16 protein-coding genes are annotated in these 19,396 nt (G+C 71.3%); 7 read left to right on the plus strand and 9 right to left on the minus strand.

Annotated elements, in window-relative coordinates:
- Positions 1–26 precede the first annotated feature (26 nt).
- From AB0M18_RS16665 to AB0M18_RS16700, 8 genes are all read right to left on the minus strand, one after another.
- A complete protein-coding gene (locus AB0M18_RS16665; RefSeq protein ID WP_365758452.1) occupies positions 27–707 on the minus strand; it encodes an HAD family phosphatase in 681 nt (226 codons plus the stop codon).
- Positions 704–1,459, minus strand: coding sequence for an SDR family oxidoreductase (locus tag AB0M18_RS16670; RefSeq protein ID WP_365758454.1), 756 nt, complete (start codon positions 1,457–1,459; stop codon positions 704–706). Before AB0M18_RS16670 ends, AB0M18_RS16665 begins: the two co-directional genes overlap by 4 nt.
- Positions 1,460–1,478: 19 nt before the next feature.
- The gene (locus tag AB0M18_RS16675) at positions 1,479–2,705 is read right to left on the minus strand and encodes an acetyl-CoA C-acetyltransferase (protein ID WP_365758456.1); all 1,227 of its coding nucleotides are present in this window, start codon (positions 2,703–2,705) and stop codon (positions 1,479–1,481) included.
- 149 nt (positions 2,706–2,854) lie between these two features.
- Positions 2,855–3,472: a TetR/AcrR family transcriptional regulator gene (locus AB0M18_RS16680; RefSeq protein ID WP_365758458.1), complete on the minus strand. Its 618-nt coding sequence runs from the start codon at positions 3,470–3,472 to the stop codon at positions 2,855–2,857.
- 15 nt (positions 3,473–3,487) lie between these two features.
- Entirely contained in the window at positions 3,488–3,739 is a 252-nt protein-coding gene (locus AB0M18_RS16685) for a hypothetical protein (protein ID WP_365758460.1), read from the minus strand.
- Between the two features lie 136 nt (positions 3,740–3,875).
- Positions 3,876–6,257, minus strand: coding sequence for a SpoIIE family protein phosphatase (locus AB0M18_RS16690; RefSeq protein ID WP_365758462.1), 2,382 nt, complete (start codon positions 6,255–6,257; stop codon positions 3,876–3,878).
- 35 nt (positions 6,258–6,292) lie between these two features.
- Positions 6,293–6,544: a hypothetical protein gene (locus tag AB0M18_RS16695; RefSeq protein WP_365758464.1), complete on the minus strand. Its 252-nt coding sequence runs from the start codon at positions 6,542–6,544 to the stop codon at positions 6,293–6,295.
- Positions 6,545–6,628: 84 nt separating this feature from the next.
- Positions 6,629–7,150 carry a hypothetical protein gene (locus tag AB0M18_RS16700; protein WP_365758466.1) on the minus strand — a complete coding sequence of 174 codons (522 nt, stop codon included), beginning with the start codon at positions 7,148–7,150 and terminating at the stop codon, positions 6,629–6,631.
- Positions 7,151–7,793: 643 nt separating this feature from the next.
- Here AB0M18_RS16700 and AB0M18_RS16705 point away from each other — a divergent pair.
- The 3 genes from AB0M18_RS16705 to AB0M18_RS16715 all read left to right on the plus strand — a co-directional run bounded on the left by AB0M18_RS16705 (position 7,794) and on the right by AB0M18_RS16715 (position 12,333).
- Positions 7,794–9,251, plus strand: coding sequence for an AMP-binding protein (locus AB0M18_RS16705; protein WP_365758468.1), 1,458 nt, complete (start codon positions 7,794–7,796; stop codon positions 9,249–9,251).
- 65 nt (positions 9,252–9,316) lie between these two features.
- Positions 9,317–10,819, plus strand: a complete 1,503-nt coding sequence (locus AB0M18_RS16710; RefSeq protein ID WP_365758470.1) for an NAD(P)/FAD-dependent oxidoreductase — start codon at positions 9,317–9,319, stop codon at positions 10,817–10,819.
- A gap of 269 nt (positions 10,820–11,088) precedes the next feature.
- Complete coding sequence (locus AB0M18_RS16715; RefSeq protein WP_365758472.1) at positions 11,089–12,333, plus strand: saccharopine dehydrogenase NADP-binding domain-containing protein; 1,245 nt, start codon at positions 11,089–11,091, stop codon at positions 12,331–12,333.
- 14 nt (positions 12,334–12,347) lie between these two features.
- Here the strand turns inward: AB0M18_RS16715 and AB0M18_RS16720 are convergent, their stop codons facing one another.
- Entirely contained in the window at positions 12,348–12,983 is a 636-nt protein-coding gene (locus tag AB0M18_RS16720; RefSeq protein WP_365758474.1) for a TetR/AcrR family transcriptional regulator, read from the minus strand.
- A 105-nt stretch (positions 12,984–13,088) separates the two neighbouring features.
- On the opposite strand from AB0M18_RS16720, the gene AB0M18_RS16725 reads away from it, so the two are divergent.
- From AB0M18_RS16725 to AB0M18_RS16740, 4 genes are read left to right on the plus strand one after another with little or no spacing between them, the layout of a single operon-like run.
- The gene (locus AB0M18_RS16725) at positions 13,089–14,609 is read left to right on the plus strand and encodes an NAD(P)/FAD-dependent oxidoreductase (RefSeq protein ID WP_365758476.1); all 1,521 of its coding nucleotides are present in this window, start codon (positions 13,089–13,091) and stop codon (positions 14,607–14,609) included.
- On the plus strand, positions 14,606–15,538 hold the full coding sequence (locus AB0M18_RS16730) for an alpha/beta fold hydrolase (protein ID WP_365758478.1): 933 nt from the start codon (positions 14,606–14,608) through the stop codon (positions 15,536–15,538). Before AB0M18_RS16725 ends, AB0M18_RS16730 begins: the two co-directional genes overlap by 4 nt.
- 27 nt (positions 15,539–15,565) lie before the next feature.
- The gene (locus AB0M18_RS16735) at positions 15,566–17,119 is read left to right on the plus strand and encodes a GMC family oxidoreductase N-terminal domain-containing protein (protein WP_365758480.1); all 1,554 of its coding nucleotides are present in this window, start codon (positions 15,566–15,568) and stop codon (positions 17,117–17,119) included.
- Positions 17,119–18,834: an aldehyde dehydrogenase family protein gene (locus AB0M18_RS16740; protein WP_365758482.1), complete on the plus strand. Its 1,716-nt coding sequence runs from the start codon at positions 17,119–17,121 to the stop codon at positions 18,832–18,834. Before AB0M18_RS16735 ends, AB0M18_RS16740 begins: the two co-directional genes overlap by 1 nt.
- Positions 18,835–19,396: the final 562 nt, after the last annotated feature.

Genomic DNA, 19,396 nt, shown 5'->3' on the forward strand with positions numbered 1-19,396 from the left:
ACGCACACCGGCTTGTCGTGGGGTGGTCATTCGTGGGCTCCGTTCGGCGTGGGGCGCAGGCCCGGGACGAGGGCGGCGAGTGCGGCGCGGGTGGAGGGGGCGTCGACGTGCAGGTGGGCCCGCATCCCGACGGCCCGCGCGCCGAGCACGTTGGGCTCGGCGTCGTCGAGGAAGAGCGCGCGGTCGGCGGCGACGCCGAGGCGCGCGAGGGTCAGCTCGTAGATCGGGGCGTCCGGCTTGCGAAGGCCGACCTCGCCGGAGATGACGACGGGGTCGAGCAGGGCGTCGATCCGCTCGCGCGGATAGGTGTCGCCCCAGCTGTTGGAGAGCAGGCCGACCCGGATGCCGAGCCCGCGCAGCTCCTCGACGAGCGTGAACATCTCCGGGTCGGGGCGCATCCCGGCGAAGAGCCGGGAGAGCACGCCGACCGGGTCGACCGGGTGGCCGTCAGTCGTGGTGAGTTCCGCGGCGAGGAGGGCGTCGAACTCCTCGACGGTCAGCTCGCCGGTCTCCAGGCGGTGGACGGGGGTGCCGGTCGGCGCGTCGCGGGACATCCAGGCCCTGAGGGTCCGGGAGAAGGAGTCCGGCTCGATGCCGTCGGCCGCGAGCCAGGCCGCGATCGACTGCTTCACGGGCAGGGTGAGCACGCCGCCGTAGTCGAAGACCACGGCTTCGACGGGGGCGTCCGTCAGTCCGGTCGCAGTCACTCCGCCGCTCCGACGCGCGTGACGCCGCCGTCGACGACGACGGTCTGGCCGGTGAGCCAGGCGGCGTCATCGGAGAGCAGGAAGGCGACGACTCCGCCGATGTCCTCGGGCTCGCCCAGCCGCTTGAGCGGGTAGCGGGACGCGAGCTTCTCCTCGCGTCCCTCGTACAGGGCGGTGGCGAACTTCGTCCTGACGACGGCCGGCGCGATCGCGTTGACCCGGATGTCCGGGCCCAGTTCGACGGCCAGGAGCTCGGTCATCGAGATCAGCATCGCCTTGCTGGCGCCGTACATGCCGATCATGGGTGCCGGCTGGACGCCGGAGACCGAGGAGACGTTGACGACCGCGCCGCCGTGCTCCTTCATCCACGCGCCGTGGACCTGCTGGGTCCAGGAGAGCGCGGCGAGGCAGTTGATCTCGACGATCTTGCGGGCGGCCGCCAGGTCGAGCTCGATCATCGGGCCGTACACCGGGTTGATGCCGGTGTTGTTCACCAGCAGGTCCACGCTGCCGTATGCCTCGATCGCCCGGCGGACGGTGTCGGCCTGATGGGCGAGGTCGTCGGCCTTTCCGGGGACGCCGAGCGCGTGCGCGGGGCCTCCGAGGCCGGCGACCGCCTGGTCGAGTGTCTCCTTGGTGCGGCCGGTGATGACGACCCTGGCTCCTTCGGAGACGAGTCGCTCGGCGATGGCCAGGCCGATGCCGCGGCTGGCACCGGTGACGATCGCGGTCTTTCCTTCGAAACGCTTCATTTTTTCGGGGTGCTCCTTCTCAGCTGAGTCGCTCGATGACCATGGCCATGCCCATGCCGCCGCCGACGCACATGGACTCGACGCCGAACTGCTTGTCGTGCCACTGCAGGGAGTTGACGAGGGTGGCGGTGATGCGCGCGCCGGTCATGCCGAAGGGGTGGCCGACGGCGATGGCGCCGCCGTTGACGTTGAGCTTCTCCAGCGGGATGCCGAGCTGCTGCGCGGAGCCCAGCGCCTGCACGGCGAACGCCTCGTTGATCTCGAAGAGGTCGATGTCGTCGATGCCGAGGCCGGCGCTCTTCAGCGCGGCCGGGATCGCCTCGACCGGGCCGAGGCCCATGATCTCCGGGGAGAGGCCGGTGACGGCCGTCGAGACGATCCGGGCGAGCGGGGTGAGGCCCAGGTCCCGGGCCCGGGTGTCGCTCATGACCACCAGGGCGGCGGCGCCGTCGTTGAGCGGGCAGGCGTTGCCGGCGGTCACGGTGCCGTCGGGGCGGAAGACCGGCTTGAGCCCGCTGACGCCTTCGAGCGTGGTGCCGGGGCGCGGGCCGTCGTCGGCGGTGACGACGCTGCCGTCGTGGAGCGTGACCGGGGTGATCTCGCGGGCCCAGAAGCCCTCCTCGATCCGCTGGACGGCGAGGTTCTGGCTGCGGACGGCGAACGCGTCCTGCTCCTGACGCGACATGCCCAGGACCTGCTGCACGTTCTCGGCGGTCTGACCCATGGTGATGTAGACGTCCGGCAGCGCGCCGCTCTCGCGGGGGTCCGTCCAGGCGTCCCCGCCGCCCTGCGTGCGCTCGTGGGTGCGCCGGCCGGCGTCGCCGAAGGCCGGGTTGAGGATGTCGTGGCCCGGGATGAAGTCGCTGGTGCCGTTGTCGAAGTGGCTGACCGACTCCACGCCGGCGGAGATGTACGCGTGGCCCTCGCCGGCCTTGATCGCGTGGAACGCCATCCGGGTGGTCTGCAGCGAGGACGAGCAGTAGCGCGTGATGGTCGTTCCGGGGAGGTGGTCGTACCCCAGGAGCACGGCGACGTTGCGGCCCATGTTCCAGCCCTGCTCACCACCGGGCAGGCCGCAGCCCAGCATCAGGTCGGTGATCTCGCGCGGGTCGAGCTCGGGCACCTTGGCGAGCGCTGCCCGAACCATCTGGACGGCCAGCTCGTCTGCGCGCAGGTCCTTCAGGGACCCCTTGCCGGCACGCCCGATCGGGGACCGGGCCATCGAGACGATCACTGCTTCGGGCATGTGGACTCCATTTACATGCTAAGCGGTTGCTTACTCGCGATGAGGTCACTGTGCAACGGGCGACGGACGGCCGTCAACGGGCAACCGGAGGTGGAGCGGCATGACTTATGTCATGTCGACAGCGGAGGCCGACGAGGCCCCGGTCGTGGTCAGCGGGCCGCGATGCCCGCGATGAACAGGTCGGCGAACGTACGGGCGACCTCGTCGGCCGAGGCGTCGCCCTCGGAACGCCACCACATCGGAAGGTGGTGGACCGACCCGAAGCAGTAGTCGACGGCCAGCTCCGCGCTGACGTCGTCACGGAACACGCCCTCGCGCTGCCCCTCGACGATGAGCGCGCGGAAGGTCTCGTGGTAGCGCCGGCGCTCGCGCCGCACCTGCCGCCGGTTCTCCTCGGCGAGCTGGTGCAGCGAGCGGAAGAAGATCGTGGCGCTCTCGATGTTCTCGATCGTCGTCACCACGACATCCACGACCGCCGCGTGGACGCGTTCCGCCACCGGCAGGTCCATCGCCACCACGGCGTCGAGGTGCTCGGTCTGCATCCGCAGAACCCGGAGGTAGATCTCGTGGAGCAGGTCGTCCTTGGAGGGGAAGTAGTGGTACATGGCACCCTTGGTGACCCCGGCGGCGCGTACCACGTCCGCCACCGACGTCCCGTCGAAGCCCTTCTCCGCGAAGAGCTGCAGGGCCGCGTCCAGCAGCCTTTCGGGGGCCGTTCGGCCGTTGACGGTCGCGGGCGGCCGGCCCTTGCGACGCCCCTGTTCCATGGACAAGCCCGATCCCTAGCGGCGTCGCCGCGGAGTCTTCGGGGCGTACGTCTCGAGGTACGCGGTCATCAGGCGGCGCGCCTCGTCGATCGTGGCCTCGTCACCGGTCCGGGAATCTCTGAAGGCGACGCCGAAGACCCGGTCGGCGTCCTCGTAGGCGACCTGCACGGCGACCTGCACGGCGACCTGCACGGCGATCTGTCGGCCGTGGCGCTGCACGGGCGCCGGGCGGGATGCCGGCTGCGACATCACCGCTTTCTCGACCATGAGTCGAGAATATCAGTCGGATCGCACAAGATCATCGGATGAGCGATCCGAGGGCGGCGGCCACAGGGCGTGCCCGAAGTCGACTTCCGGCAGGTCGGGCACAGGCTTCTGACGCGGCGGGAGGCCAGGCCGGAGGTCAGTCGCCGAGGACGTCGCCGAAGGTGTCTCCGAAGACGTCTCCGAGGAGGTCGGGGCCCCCGGCGTCCGCGCCGATCGGGACCTCGGCCCAGATCGTCTTTCCCTCGCGTGTGTAGCGAGTTCCCCACCGATCGGCGAGCTGGGCGACCAGGAACAGGCCGCGGCCGCCCTCTTCGTCCGGCCGTGCCCTCCGCAGGCGGGGCGAGGTCTCGCGGCTGTCCGACACCTCGCAGATCAGGGCACGGTCCTTGTCCCGCAGAAGCCTCAGGTCCACCGGCGGGGCCCCGTACCGGATCGCGTTGGTGACGAGTTCGCTGACGATCAGCTCGACGGCGAAGCCGACGGCGTCGAGGCCCCAGTGCTCCAGCTGGGCGTTCGTGAGCGCCCGGGCTCCGGCCACCTCGGACGGGTCGGGGTCGATGCGCCAGCCGGCCATGTGGTCCTCGGCCAGGGCGTGGACCCGGACCAGCAGGAGCGCGGCGTCGTCCGTCGCGTCGGCGGGGAGCCCGGACGCGAGGATCCGGTCCCGGAGCCCGGCCGGCGGAAGACCGGAGGACTCGCGCAGCGTCCGGCACAGAACGCCGATCCCTGCGTCGGGATCGTGGTCGGAACCCGTCACCAGCCCGTCGGTGAACAGCGCGAGCAGGCTGTTCTCCGCGATCTCGAACTCGGCGGACTCGAACGGCAGGCCGCCGACGCCCAGGGGCAGCCCCACGGGCATCTCCAGGGGCGCGGCCGTCCCGCCGGGAGCGACGAGGACCGGGGGCAGATGACCGGCCCCGGCCGCGGCGCACCGCCCGTGTACGGCGTCGTACACGAGGTAAAGACATCGCGCGCCCACCGCCGGGTCCATGCCGTTCGCCTCCTTCGGATCGATGCCGATACGGGCCTGCCCGACCAGGTCGTCGAGCCGGCTGAGGAGTTCCTCGGGCGCGAGGTCGAGCGCGGCCAGGGCGCGTACGGTCGTCCGCAGCCGCCCCATCGTGACCGCGGCATGCAGCCCGTGCCCCACCACGTCACCCACCACGAGCCCGACGCGGGCGCCGGACAGCGGGATCACGTCGTACCAGTCGCCGCCGACCCCGGTGAGCCCCTTACCGGGGGCGTAGTGGTGGGCGGTCTCCACGGCGGTGTGCCCGGGCAGCTCCTGCGGAAGCAGATTGCGCTGGAACAGCAGGGCGGTGGCGCGTTCCCTGGCGTAGCGCCGTCCGTTGTCGAGGCAGACCGCCGTGTGAGCGACGAGCTCGGCGGCCAGGGCGCGGTCGGCGTCGCTGAAGGGGGCCCTTTCGGCGGTACGCAGAAGGGTGACCGTCCCGAGCCCGGCGGCTCCGGCGGTCAGGGGAAGGACGAGCCGCCTGCCGTCGGCAGGGAGCTCCCCCGCGAGCGCACCGTCGTGACCTGCGCCGACACCGCCGGTGACCCGGCGGGAAGGCGTCGACTGGCCCCAGGGAGCGGGTTCCTCACCGGTGCATACGGACTCCGCCAGGTCGACCCGTGCCACGTCCGTGAGATCGGGGGCGACCACGGCGACGAGTTCCTCGCAGGTCCGGACCCCGTCCAGTGTCGTACCGATGCTGGAGGAACGGCTCAGCAGCTCGAGACGTCGTTGGGCCTCGTAGCGCTCGGTGATGTCGAAGGCCGATTCGCAGACGCCCAGGTGGTGGCCGGTGGCGTCCTGCAGGCGGAAGTAGGAGCAGGACCAGACGTGCCGGCGGGTGGGTGGGTCGCCCGGCAGGGCGCTCCGGAAGTGGAGGTCGATGACGGATTCGCCGGTGCGGAAGACGTGCTGAATCACCGATTCGAGCGAGCGGCCTCGCCATCCCGGGGAGACGATCTCCCCCTCGGGGAGGATCTCCCGCACCCGCAGGCCGTAGTAGTCGTCGCGTCTGACGCCGAACGCGGTTTCCATCGCGGGGTTGACCCATTGCACGCGGGCGCCCTCGTCCATGACGGTCAGTGAGATCGGCGACTGGGTGGACAGCCCGGCCAGCATGGCCTGGTCGGTCGCCCAGCGTTCCATCCGCTCGGCCTCGACGGACACGACGCCCCAGGCCGCGGTGGTCGGCCGCGCCTCGGCGGGCCCGAGCCGCAGGACGTACAGCACCACCTGCACGACGCTCCCGTCGCGCCTGCGGAGGGCCCACCGCTCGCCCCACGAGTCGACGGGTTGGTCCGGGGCGAAGAGGGGAGGTCCTTCGACGGGGACGAAACACCTGTGGGCCGGCTTTCCGAGGACGTCCTCGGCCATGTACCCGTAGAGGTCCTGGGCCGCGGTGTCCCAGCCGATGATGTCGCCCCGGTGGTCGAGCACGGCGGTGGCCATGGCCCCCGGGCCGAACGGAGTACCGAGGTACTGCTCCCCTGCCCCGGGCGTACTCATGGCGGCCTCCCGACGGACGGCTCCCCCTCGTCAGGCTACTCGGCGTAGGCGTGACAGCGCTCGACGGAACCGCGGGCCGGGGAGCCATCGGGCCAGGACTCCGCGTACAGCTGTCTGCCCCATCCTGCGACCGGAATGTCTCGGACCTTTTCGCACCAGACCGGCGTTCCCAGCTCCGGCATGAAGCCGGCCAGGGCCCAGTAGCGCTCGCCGATGGCGACCAGCTCGGGATCGGCGCCCTCTACCGGTACGACGGACGGGATCAGGCGGGCAAGATCGGCACCCACAGGTGAAGGTTCGGCACTCTGTGTCACCGAATCACTCTATCGGCTCACTCCTGCCGTTGTGACCCCGTCGACCTGCCGGGCGACTCACCCCACCACGCCCGCCTCAGGCGCTCCCGGCCGGTACCGGCTGCCGAGCCTGCCGAGCAGGAAGGCCGCGGGCCGGAGACCAGGCCCGGGGTGTGGGGCGGGTACCGGTCGAAACTCGCCCGCGGCCGGAGCGCGTACTCCGTGCCGGGACCGCGCGAACACGTCGCGGGCCATGGAGACGGCGGCTGCGAAGGTCACGCTGGTCACGGCCGTGAGCACCGCCAGGAAGGCGACGCACGCCATGACGGTGATGAGCGTGACGCGCAGGTCCGAGCCCTCCCCGAGCAGCTCAGAGGCCAGCAGGATCGGGGCGGCCTGCCCGTTGGGGTCGACCCCGGCGATGTCCCGGCCGCACACCACGGCGGCCGCCGAGAAGCCGGCCGCGATCAGCAGGAGGAAGAGGACGCTCACCAGCCCCGCGGCGATGCCCATGGAGCGCCGCGCCGAGGTTCCGGAGCGGGCGGCGCCCACGCGCAGGACCAGGTGGGGCATCAAGGCCGTTCCGAGGATGACGATCATGTGGTCGCTGAGCGTGTCGAGCGGACCGAGACCCGCCGTGTGCGTCCATAGCCCGGGCTTCAGGCAACCGTGGGGCGACGCGCTCCCGTCGGCGGGGGCGGGAGGGGCGGGAGGGGCGAGAAGGGCACGGAACCTCGTGTCGGTGAAGGGCCGCAGGGGCGGCGTGCGCGAGCTCGATCCAAAATCGAACGCATTCGACTTTTAGGCCTCTCCGCGAGAAGCCGCCAAGATCCCGCCCACTCCTCGATACGGGACGAGACGGCGACGACGTGACACCCGGCTCGCGCCGAACCGACTCCCCGCAAGCCCGCTCCGGACCCGAGAGACCTTGACGGCGCCTCGCCGACAAGTAAACTCGAATCAATTCGAGTTTGAATTCCGCGCCCCCCGGCCCTCGGCACACCGCGCCCACGAGGCGCGTTCCGCGGCACGGGTACGGAGACGGCCACCCCCGCGGTCGGGGCGACGCTCCGGTCGCGTCGGCACACGGCACTCGCCGCCCCCGCACACTCCTTGGAGAGCCCCCATGGCCCTTGCAGTCAGCGAGATTCCACGCTCGGACAACCCCTTCCCGCGGGAGGGCGTCGTGAGGGACGCCGACGGCGTCCCCGGTTACCTTGATCTGCCAGCGACGCTTCTGGACATGCTCCGGGCCCATGTCGACGCGCGTCCGGACGTCGAAGCGGTCGTCGAACTCGGCGGGGAACGCCTGACCTACGCCCAGCTGTGGGAGCGCGCTTCGCGGGTGGCCGGCGGTCTGCGAGCCGCCGGACTGCAGCCCGGCGACCGGGTGGCCGTTCGGTACCCGGCGGGAACCGACTGGGCGCTCGCCTTCTGGGGCACGGTCCTGGCCGGCGGCATCGCCGTGGCGGTGAACACCCGGTCGGCCGAGCCGGAGGTGGACTTCGTGCTCGGCGACGCCGGTGTGAAGGTCGATCTGCCGGCGCACACTCCGCTGTCGGACGGCGATCCCTACGTCGCGGAGGGCGTCGAACCCTCCCATGTGGCCGCGCTGTTCTACACCTCGGGTACGACGGGGCGCCCCAAGGGCGTGCCGACCACGCACCGCGCGTTCCTCACCAACGCCGAGAACCTGATCCGATGTCTCGGCATCCCGGGCGAGATCGGTGCGGACCTGCGCACCCTGATCTCCGTGCCGCTGTTCCATGTCACCGCCTGCAACTCGCAGTTCATCGTCGCGGCGTACCTCGGCGGAACATCGGTGATCATGCCCGCGCTCCACCTGCCGCGCCTGACGGAGGCGTTGACCGCGGAGCGGATCTCCTTCGTGGTGACCGTACCTGCCGTGTACTCCCTCCTGCTGCGGCATCCGAGCTTCGCCGAGGCCGACGTGTCCGGGGTGCGCTGGGCGGCGTACGGCGGCGCTCCGATCGCGCCGTCGCTGGTGAAGGCCCTACAGGCCGCCTTCCCGCGGACCCGGCTGGTCAACGGCTACGGCATGACCGAGACCGCTTCTCTGATCACCGTCCTGCCGCACGAGGACGCGGTCGGGCACGCGGATTCCGTGGGGTACGCGGTGCCCTCGGTGGACATCGGCGTCGTACCGGTCGGGGACGACCCGAGCGTCGGCGAGCTGGTGGTGCGCGGTGCCACCGTGACCACGGGGTACTGGAACCGGCCGGAGGCCACCGAGGAGACGATCGTCGACAGTGGGGGCGCCCCCGCCCGTGAGGGCGTAGCCGGCGGGGGATGGCTGCGCACCGGCGACATCGTCCGCGTCGACGGCGCCGGCCGCGTCCACATCGTCGACCGCAGCAAGGACATCATCAACCGCGGCGGCGAGAACATCTCCAGCGTGGAGGTCGAGGCCGTCCTGCTGTCCGCCCCGGGCGTCACCGACGCCGCCGTCCTCGCCGTGCCCGACGACGTGATGGGCGAGAAGGTCGGCGCCGTCCTCTTCGCCGACCAGGACCGGATCGACGTCGACGCCGTGATCGCCCACTGCCGGGACCACCTCGCCGACTTCAAGATCCCCCAGTACGCGACGGTCGTCGCCGAGGCACTGCCGCGCAACGCGGGCGGCAAGCTTCTGAAGAACCGCCTGCGCGAGCAGGTCCGATGGGGCGCCCCGCTGCGCTAGCGCTCCGACTGCCGCACGTACCTCCTTCCCCTCCCCGGAAACTCGCAACAAGGAGAAGAGCACCCGTGACAGAGACGACAAGGCAGGACAAGGGCGGTATCCCACGACGCGCCGTGCTGGCGGGCGGCGGGGCCGCGGCCATCGGCGCGGGATTCGCGCTCGGACGTGTCTCTCCCGCCTCCGCGACGCCCCCGGGGCCCGTCGAGCAGGCCGGCGCGGACGTCGTGGTCGTCGGGGCCGGTGTCTCCGGCCTCACCGCGGCCCGACGCCTGGTCCAGGCCGGCCGCTCGGTGACCGTCCTGGAGGCCGACGACCGGGTGGGGGGCCGGACCCTCAACCTCAGCGTCGGCAAGGGTGTCATCACCGAGGGCGGCGGGCAGTGGGTCGGCCCGGGGCAGGACCGTCTCTTCTCGCTCCTCGACGAGCTCGGTCTGAAGACCTTCAAGACCTACGTCGACGGCAGGTCGCTGCTCCACCGCAAGGGCGTGCGACAGGAGTTCACCGGGTCGGTCCCCGCCCTGCCGGCGAAGGCGCTCGAGGACTTCGGCCGCTTGGCGGCGACCCTGGAGAAGATGGCCGCGACCGTCCCCGTGGACGCGCCGTGGAACGCGAAGAGCGCCCTCGAATGGGACGCCACGACCTTCGGGCACTGGCTCGACGCGAACGCCGCCACGGAAGAGTCCAAGTGGCTGTTCACGCTCGCGTTCACGGTCATCCAAGGGGAGGACCCGCACAACACCTCGCTCCTCATGACTCTCTTCCACATCGCGGGTGCCGCCGGGATCGAGCACATGATCTCCACGACCGGGGGCGCCCAGGAGTCACGCGTGGTCGGCGGCACGCAGCGGATCTCCCTGAAGATGGCCGAGCAGCTCGGCGACCGGGTGGTGCTCGGCTCGCCGGTCGGCGAGATCCGCCGACGGGACGGGGACGTCCTCGTCCGGTCGGCGAAGGCCGACGTGCACTGCAAGCAGGTGATCGTCGCCATGTCGCCGGCGGACGCCGAACGCATCAGCTTCACCCCGCACCTTCCCGCCCGTCGCACGTCACTGCAGCGCAAGTGGCACAACGGCACGGAGAGCAAGCTGTTCCTGGTCTACGAGAAGCCGTTCTGGCGGGCCAAGGGGCTCAACGGGTCGGCCATGACCGACCTGCCGTTCGCGCGCTTCGTCGTCGACAACTCGCCGCCCGACGGCGGTGTCGGCATCCTCCTGACGTTCATGGGCACCGCGGGCTCCGGCCCCGGCCACACCTGGAGCGACAAGGTGCTCGACGACCCCCGCGAGCGCCGGGCCGCGTTCCTCGCCGACATGGTGACGCTGTTCGGCCCCGAAGCGGCGCATCCCCTCCGCTTCCTGGAGCAGGACTGGGCCCACGAGCCCTGGATCGACGGCTGCGTGAGCACGACCCCGCCGGGGCTGCTCACCCAGTACACGGATGCCCTGCGCAAGCCGGTGGGCCGGATCCACTGGGCGGGCACCGAGTCCGCGACCGCGTACCAGGGGTACATCGAGGGAGCGATCCAGGCCGGCGAGCGCGCCGCGAGGGAGGCCGGCGCGGCGCTCTGACGCCACGCCCAAGCCCCCACACCCGTCTGTAAAGAGTTGGCCTCGCCCACGACGAGACCTTGACGGCACCCCACTCACAGCTAAACTCGAATCAATTCGAGTTTGCATCTCGCGCCCTCGGCCAGAGCCGACGAGACCCGCGACAAGCACACCGCCGCATCGTCCGGCGAGATTCCTCAGAGAGACGCCTCTGCCGCGGTACAGCGGCAGCCATCAGCCACACGTATGCCGCCGCGCCGTCCAGCGGCGGCCATGAGAAGGGAGATGCCATGACGCAGCGAGTCGTCTTCATCGGAGCCGCGGGTGAGATGTGCCGGCTGGCCATCGAGCGCTTCGCGAAGGCCGGAGGTGACTGGAGCCTGACCCTCTGCGACATCCGGCCCGAGCTCCTGGAGCCGCTGGCGAAGAAGCTCCCCGCCGGCCTCGCCACCGTCCGCCGCCTCGACCTGTACAACCGCGAGAACCTGCTCGACGTGATCAGCGGCGCCGCCCTGGTCGTCCTGGGCGCGGGCCCCTACATCCGCACCTCGGAACCGGTGATCGAGGCGTGTCTCGAGGCCCGCGTGCCCTACCTCGACTTCGACGACGACGTCGAGAGCACCACCCACGCCCTGTCGCTGGCCGACAAGGCCAAGGAGGCCGGCATCCCGATCTACGTCGGCTGCGGCGCCTCCCCCGGCATGAGCAACGTCCTCGCCGTCGACGCCGCGAGCGAGCTCGACACCGTCGAGAACATCGAACTCGGCTGGGTCGTCGGCGACGAACGCCCCAACGTCGGCCGCGCCGTCCTCGAACACCTCATGCACATCGCCGCCGGCGAGTGCCTCACCTGGGAGAACGGCGGCCCCGTCGTCCACGACTCCTACGTCGAGACCGCCATCATGCCGATGGGCGGCGGCTTGGGCGACACCCTCCTCTACGAGACGGCCCACCCCGAGCCCGTCACCCTGCCGCGCAAGTACCCCCAGGCCAAGCGCATCCGCTGTCTCGGCGGCCTGGACCCCATGCCCTTCAACGGTCTCGCCCGCGGCCTCGGACTCGCCATCCAGAACGACAAGATGACCGTGAAGGAGGCGGTGGACTACATCCAGGAAGTCCTCCACAACCGCTTCACCGACGTCACCGGCCTGCGCCACACCCTCAAGGGCATGAAGGGGCAGATCAAGCGCGGCGAGATGGAGACCGGCGAGATGATCAGGTTCCTCGCCAAGTCCACCCTCCGTCAGCGCTACCCGTGGCGCGGAGGCCTCCTCGCCCGGGTCACCGGCACCCGCGACGGCATCCCTGCCGTCGTCATTCGCCGCACCCCCATCAGCGGACCCGACCTCTACCTGGTCAACAGCATGGGCGGCCTCACCGGCACCGCCTGCGCCGCCTTCATGCTCCTGGCCCTGGACGAGGCCGGAAAGCGCACCGGCGCCTTCGCCCCCGAGGACTGGGCCGATCCCCAGGCCTTCTACACCGCCCTCGAGCGCGTGGGCACCCCTCGCAAGGAGATCGTCGAGTCGGTCTGACGGACGGCGGACCGTCAGTCGTGCGCCTCCGGCGGCACGGAGTACGTCTCGAGGTAGGCGGTGATGAAGCGCTTCGCCTCGCCGATCGTCACGTCGTCACCGGTCGGCACGGTGCGGAAGGCGACGTCGAAGAGCCTGTTGCCGGCCTCGAAGGCGAGCTGCAGAACGATCGACGGCGTGTCCTCGGTGAGGAGCCGGTGCTCCACGAGGAAGGCACGCACCCGCTCCCCCTGCACCCGGTCGAAGTCGAGGACCAGTTCGTCGAGCCGCTCGCTCCGTCCGTTGAACCACACCTCGGCGCAGTCCCGGTGACGGCGGAAGTAGTCGAGGAGCGCGTCGACGACGCCGTCCACGGCCTCGCGCAGCGTGGGTGGCCCGGGCTCGTCGAGCAGGGCGGCGACGATCGCGTCGAGCTCGCCGATGTGCCGCTGCAGAAGCGCGGCCTCGACCTGATGGCGATCGGAGAAGTAGTGGTACACGGAGGTGATCGGGATGCCGACCCGCTCGCTGACCGCCTTGAGGGTCGCCCCCTCGTAGCCCTGCTCGACGAGCAGGGCCTCGGCGGCGTCGACGATCGCCCGTCTGCGCTCCACTCCGCGGCGCTGTGCCGGACGGCTCGACGCCTGAGTCACCGGGTTTTGCTCGAACACGATTCCAGATCGTAGCAGTTGCCATGCCACACCCCCTTGTCACTCCGCGCCGCCCAGGTCGATGCGCCTCGGCGAGGGATCGAGTTGACGGTTCAGGAGACACCAGTGACAGACACGACCACCCACCAGACGAAGCCCGTGCACGTCGATGTGCTGATCATCGGCGCGGGAATCTCCGGCATCGGCGCGGCCTCCCACCTCAAAGCCCGCCGCCCGGGGACCTCGTTCACGGTCCTGGAGGCGCGTGACACCCTCGGCGGCACCTGGAGCCTGTTCCGGTACCCCGGCATCCGGTCGGACTCGGACATGCCGACGTACGGCTTCGGCTTCAAGCCCTGGACACACCGCAAGTCCATCGCCGACGGGCACATCATCCTGGACTATCTGAAGCAGACCGTCGCCGAGAACGGGCTCGCCGAACACATCCGTTACGGATACCGGGTGGTCGGCGCGGAGTTCTCGTCCGTGCAGGGACGGTGGACCGTCACCGCACAGCATGCGCACACCCGCAAGAAGGCGAGGTTCACGGCGCGCTTCCTGTTCCTGGGCACCGGCATGTACGACCACGACCAGGGCTTCACCCCCGTGTTCGACGGCGTCGAGGACTTCCAGGGGCAGGTCGTCCACCCGCAGCAGTGGCCGGAGGGTCTCGACTACACGGGCAAGCGCGTGGTCGTGATCGGCAGCGGCGCCACGGCCGTCACGCTCATCCCGTCGATGGCGCGCACGGCGGGCCACGTCACCATGCTGCAGCGCTCGCCGAGCTACATCTTCTCGGCGCCCGCCGCGGACCCGGTCACGAACGCGCTCAACGCCCTGCTCGGCCACAAGCGCGCGCAGCCGATCGTCCGGCGCAAGAACATCGCGGTGACCCGCGGGATGTACAAGGTGTGCCGCCGGGCGCCGAGGCTGATGCGCAAGCTGCTGATCGCCAACGTGCGCCGGCAGCTGCCGAAGAACTTCGACGTCGACACCCACTTCACCCCGCGGTACGACCCGTGGGACGAGCGGCTGTGCGTGGTGCCCGACGGCGACATGTTCAAGGCCATCTCCGCCGGTCGGGCCTCGGTCGTCACGGACCGGATCGACCGGTTCACGAAGACGGGCATCCTGCTCGAGTCCGGTCAGGAGCTGGCCGCCGACGTCATCGTGACCGCGACCGGGCTCAACATGCTGCCGTTCGGCAAGATCCGGCTGAGCGTCGACGGCCGCCCGGTGGATCCGTCGGACACGACGGCGTACAAGGCGATGATGCTCTCCGGCGTGCCGAACCTGGTGTTCGCGCTGGGGTACACGAACCTCTCCTGGACGCTCAAGGTCGACCTGGTCTGCGAGCACTTCTGTCGCCTGCTCGACCACATGGACCTTCACGGCTACAGCACCGTCGAGCCGGTCCTCGACGACCGGTATCTGGAGCGGGTGCCGTACCTCGACCTGAAGTCGAACTACGTCCAGCGCGGCATCGCCCGGTTCCCGTGGGCGGGCACGCGCGGACCGTGGACGGTCGAGATGGCGTACGAGAAGGACGTCGAGCGGCTGCGCGAGGGGCCGGTCGAGGACTGCGGGCTCAGGTTCGGCACCGCGGGCGCCGTGCTGTCGGCCGCCCGCCCGGAGGGATCACGATGAAGAGGGACCTGACCTTCACCAGCCACGGCGTGCGGTGCGCCGCCTGGCACCTGCCGGCCACGAGCGACGCCCTGGCCGGGCCCGGCGGCCGGCCCTGCGTGGTCATGGCCCACGGCTTCGGCGGCACCCGCGACAGCGGTCTCCTCGCCTACGCCGAGGGCTTCGCCGAAGCCGGAATCGACGCGTTCGTCTTCGACTACCGCGGCTTCGGCTCCTCCGAGGGCACGCCTCGTCAGAACGTCTCGGTCCTGCGCCAGCGGGAGGACTACCACGCCGCCCTCGCGGCCGCCCGCCGCCTGCCCGGCGTCGACCCGGACCGGATCGCGCTGTGGGGAACGTCGTACGCCGGCGGTCATGTCCTCCCCGTCGCCGCACAGGACGGGCGCATCGCGGCGGTCGTCTCGCTGACGCCGGCGGTCGACGGACTCGCCACGCTGGGCCACGTGCTACGCCACGCCGGGGTCGGCCGACTGCTGCGGCTGACCGGACACGGCCTCAGGGACGCCGCCCGGGCCGTCACCGGGCGGGCCCCGCACCACCTGCCGGTCGTGGCTCACCCCGGGGCGGCGGCGATGATGACGACGCCCCTCGCGGACCGGATCGCCGTCACGATGGCCGGCCCGACCTGGCGCAACGAGGTCTGCGCACGGGCTGCCCTTGCGGTCGGACTCAACCGGCCCACCACCTACGCCCGCCGCGTGGACTGTCCGATCCTGCTGCAGATCGGCAGCGACGACCACGTGGCTCCGCCGGACGCCGCCCGTCAGGCCGCCCGGAAGGCCGGGTCGTGGGCGGAGATCCGCGAGTACCCCGTCGACCACTTCGACGTCTACGACGGCGAGTGGCAGAAGCGGGCGCTCTCCGACCAGCTCGACTTCCTGACGCGCTGCCTCGGCCCGTCGCGTTCACCGCGGCACAGCGCTTCGTAACCACGCACTCTTCATTCAAGGGACGGAATGAACATGTACGACTACGTCATCGTCGGTGCCGGATCCGCGGGCTGCGTCCTGGCGGCGCGACTGTCCGAGGACCCCGAGGTCAGGGTGGCCCTCATCGAGGCGGGCGGCGCCGACACCGCGCAGGAGATCCACATCCCGGCCGCCTTCCCGCAGCTGTTCAAGTCCGCGCTGGACTGGGACCTCGACACCGACCCGGAGCCGGGCATCGGCGGACGGCGGGCGTACCTGCCCCGGGGCAAGGTGTTCGGCGGCTGCAGCTCGATCAACGCCATGATCTACATCCGCGGCGCCCGCGCCGACTACGACGGCTGGGCCGCGAACGGCGCCACCGGCTGGGGCTACGACGACGTCCTGCCGTACTTCAGGCGCGCGGAGGACAACGAGCGCGGCGAGGACGCCTACCACGGCGTGGGCGGTCCGCTGACCGTCAGCGACGGGCGCTCCGGGCACCCGCTGTCCTCGGCGTTCGTACAGGCCGCCCAGCAGGCCGGGTACAAGGCGAACGACGACTTCAACGGCGAGGACCAGTTCGGCGTCGGCCGCTACCAGCTGACCCAGCGCGGCGGCCTGCGCTGCAGCGCGGCCGTCGCCTATCTCCACCCCGCCCTGGACCGGCCGAACCTCACCGTGCTGTCGTCCGCCACCGCCCGCCGCGTGGTGGTCGAGGACGGCCGGGCCACGGGCGTGGAGGTCGAGCGCGGCAGCGAGGTGGAGGTCGTCCGAGCCGAACGCGAGGTGATCGTGTCCGCGGGCGCCTACGAGTCCCCGAAGCTGCTGATGCTCTCAGGGATCGGGCCCGCCGCCCAGCTGTCGGCCTTCGGCATCGAGGTCGTGCGCGACCTGCCGGTCGGTCAGGGCCTCCAGGACCACTACATGGCGATGCTGAACTTCCGCACGGACGCCGAGTCGCTGATCAGCGCGGCGTCGCCGGAGAACGCGGCGCTGCTGCAGAGCGAGGGACGCGGCCCGCTGACCTCCAACATCGGCGAGGCCGGCGGCTTCTTCCGCAGCCGGGACGGTCTTGCCGCCCCGGACATCCAGTTCCACGCCGCTCCCGTGCTCTTCCATCAGGAGGGGCTCGGCGCGGCCACCGAGCACGGCTTCGCCTTCGGCCCCCTCGTGCTCGCCCCGACGAGCCGCGGCGCGGTGACCCTGCGTTCCCCGCTGCCGCACGCCGCGCCTCGGATCGTGCACAACTACCTGGTGTCACGCGAGGACCAGGAGTGCATCGTCGCCGGCGTGCGGATCGCCCTGGAGGTCGCGGCTCAGCAGGCGGTGACCGATCTGGTCACGGGGCCGTACGAGGTGCCGGCCTCCGACTCCGAGGCCGACATCCTCACCTGGGCGCAGCGGATCGGGCAGACGCTCTACCACCCCACCTCGACCTGCGCCATCGGCGCGGTGGTCGACCCCGAGCTGCGCGTGTACGACGTGGACGGCCTGCGGGTCGTCGACGCCTCCGTCTTCCCGACGGTCCCGCGCGGCAACACCAACGCGCCCACGGTCATGGCCGCGGAGAAGGCCGCGGACCTCATCAAGGGAGCCGTGTGATGACGACTCTTCAGCCGCCTGTCGAGCAGGTGTGGGAGATCGACCGGGCCGTCGAGGACCTGGTCCGCGGCGAGGCCGCCTGGGCCGCCTGCGGCCTCGCGAGGCGGCGCGAACTGATCGAGCGGGTGCACGCGGCCACCGCCGCGCAGGCGGAGGCGTGGGTGCGTGCCGCCGCCGCGTACAAGCGGCTGCCGGAGGACAGCCCGCTGCTCGGCGAGGAGTGGATCAGCGGACCGTACCCGGTGCTGACCTCCGCGGGCACGCTGGCCGCGACCATCGGCGCCCTGGAGGCGGGCCGCAGCCCCGTCGACGGGTTCTCCGTCAAGCCGGCGCCCGGCGGTCGGGTGGCCGTCCGGGTGCTGCCGCACAGCGTCTGGGACCGGCTGCTGCTGAGCGGTTTCAGCGCCGAGGTCTGGATGCGGCCGGGCATCACGAAGCGGGCGGTCCGCAGCCGGGCGGGCCTGGGCCAGCGCCGCCCGACCGAGACCGGCGGCGTCGGCGTGGTGCTCGGCGCGGGCAACATCACCTCGATCCCGGTCCTGGACGTGCTGTACGAGCTGTACGCGCACAACCGGGTGGTGGCCCTGAAGCTGAACCCGGTCACGGACGGCCTGTTCGAAGTCTTCAGCCGGGTCCTGGCCCCGCTGATCGAGCTGGGCGCGGTACGGATCCTGACCGGTGGCGCCGACGTCGGCACGTACCTCGTGCACCACCCGAAGGTCGGCCATGTCCACATGACCGGCAGCGCGGCGACGCACGACGCGATCGTCTTCGGCACGGGCGCGGAGGGGGCGGCCCGGAAGAAGGCGGGGACGCCGCTCCTGGACAAGCCGGTCACCAGTGAACTGGGCGGAGTGTCGCCCACGATCGTGCTGCCGGGCGACTGGTCCGAGGCGGACCTGCGCTACCAGGCCGAGCACATCGCCACCCAGAAGCTGCACAACGGCGGCTACAACTGCGTGGCGAGCCAGGTCGTCGTGGTCAGCTCCGACTGGCCGCAGAAGGACCGCTTCCTGGCGCATGTGCGCCGGGCGCTGGCCGAGGCCCCGGCCCGGCCCGCGTACTACCCGGGCAGCGACGGCCGGGTGGAGGGTGCCGTCGATTCGTACGCCGGCTCCGAGCGCATCGGTCGGGGACGAGTGCTGATCACGGGCCTGGACGCGGCCGATCCGGGCCCGGCACTGACCGCCGAGTACTTCGCTCCGGTCCTGGCGGTCCTGGAACTCCCGGGCGAGACATCGGAGTTCCTGGGGAATGCCGTCCGAACCGCGAACGAGCAGTTCACGGGAACGCTCGGCGTGAACCTCATCGCGCACCCGCGCACGATCGCGCGGCTAGGCCCTTCACTCGACGACGCGATCGCCGAACTCCGGTACGGCACCGTGGCGTTGAACGCGTGGACGGGTGTCGGCTACCTGACGGCGACCGCCACGTGGGGCGCCTTCCCCGGGCACAGCCTCGCCGACGTACAGAGCGGGATCGGCGTCGTGCACAACGCGCTGCTGCTCGACGCGCCGGAACGCACCGTCGTCCGCGGCCCGTTCCGGCCCGCGCCGCGCTCGGTCCTGCACGGCGAACTCGCCCTGTCGCCCAAGCCCCCGTGGTTCGTCAGCAACCGCACCGCCGCCACCACGGGCCGTCTCCTCGCCGACTTCGCCGCGGCGCCCCGCTGGTCCGCCCTGCCGGGAATCTTCGCCTCCGCCCTGCGCGGCTGACCCCGGCCCACCACCCGGGGGCCGGCACTCCGCCGGCCCCTTCCTGGAGATCAACCATGCTCAGCCCGCTGTACTGCTCGAAAACACCGCGCGCGACCTGCCCGAGCGGGACGCCGCGGTCCTGGGCGACACCCGGCTGACGTACGCGCAGGTCGACGCCGAGGCGAACCGGGTCGCGGCGGCGCTCACGGCGCACGGTCGGCCAGACCGTCCAGCTCAACGCCGGTTTCGCCGTGGGCGCGACCATCGTGCTGCTGCCGCGCTTCGACGCGGCGGCGGCGCTGGAGCCGCCCGGCGCGAGCGCGTCACCGTCTTCGCTCGGGCCCGCTCGCCCGGCTTCGAGCCGACGCGGCGCGCTGCCCGCGCCTACCGACTGCGGGCCTTCACCCCCGAGGGCCCGTCCCGGTCACCGTCGACTGGGGCACCCGGGACCCGCTGACCCCACCCCACCAGGCACTCAGGGCAGCACGCCTGCTTCCCGGCGCCCGGCACATCGCACTCGACGGCTGCGGCCACTCGCCCATGTCCGACGACCCCCAGCAGATCACCCAGGCGGTGCTCG

This window comes from Streptomyces sp. NPDC051909 (assembly GCF_040681095.1).
In the GTDB taxonomy this organism is placed as follows: Bacteria; Actinomycetota; Actinomycetes; order Streptomycetales; family Streptomycetaceae; genus Streptomyces.

What these genes read in the sequence shown, in the direction of transcription:
- AB0M18_RS16730 (WP_365758478.1), top strand. Translation starts at nt 14,606, where the DNA reads ATGAAGAGGGACCTGACCTTCACCAGCCACGGCGTGCGGTGCGCCGCC.
- AB0M18_RS16700 (WP_365758466.1), bottom strand. Translation starts at nt 7,150, where the DNA reads ATGATCGTCATCCTCGGAACGGCCTTGATGCCCCACCTGGTCCTGCGC.
- AB0M18_RS16685 (WP_365758460.1), bottom strand. Translation starts at nt 3,739, where the DNA reads ATGGTCGAGAAAGCGGTGATGTCGCAGCCGGCATCCCGCCCGGCGCCC.
- AB0M18_RS16705 (WP_365758468.1), top strand. Translation starts at nt 7,794, where the DNA reads ATGCTCCGGGCCCATGTCGACGCGCGTCCGGACGTCGAAGCGGTCGTC.
- AB0M18_RS16690 (WP_365758462.1), bottom strand. Translation starts at nt 6,257, where the DNA reads ATGAGTACGCCCGGGGCAGGGGAGCAGTACCTCGGTACTCCGTTCGGC.
- AB0M18_RS16670 (WP_365758454.1), bottom strand. Translation starts at nt 1,459, where the DNA reads ATGAAGCGTTTCGAAGGAAAGACCGCGATCGTCACCGGTGCCAGCCGC.
- AB0M18_RS16715 (WP_365758472.1), top strand. Translation starts at nt 11,089, where the DNA reads ATGACGCAGCGAGTCGTCTTCATCGGAGCCGCGGGTGAGATGTGCCGG.
- AB0M18_RS16740 (WP_365758482.1), top strand. Translation starts at nt 17,119, where the DNA reads ATGACGACTCTTCAGCCGCCTGTCGAGCAGGTGTGGGAGATCGACCGG.
- AB0M18_RS16680 (WP_365758458.1), bottom strand. Translation starts at nt 3,472, where the DNA reads ATGGAACAGGGGCGTCGCAAGGGCCGGCCGCCCGCGACCGTCAACGGC.
- AB0M18_RS16735 (WP_365758480.1), top strand. Translation starts at nt 15,566, where the DNA reads ATGAACATGTACGACTACGTCATCGTCGGTGCCGGATCCGCGGGCTGC.
- AB0M18_RS16675 (WP_365758456.1), bottom strand. Translation starts at nt 2,705, where the DNA reads ATGCCCGAAGCAGTGATCGTCTCGATGGCCCGGTCCCCGATCGGGCGT.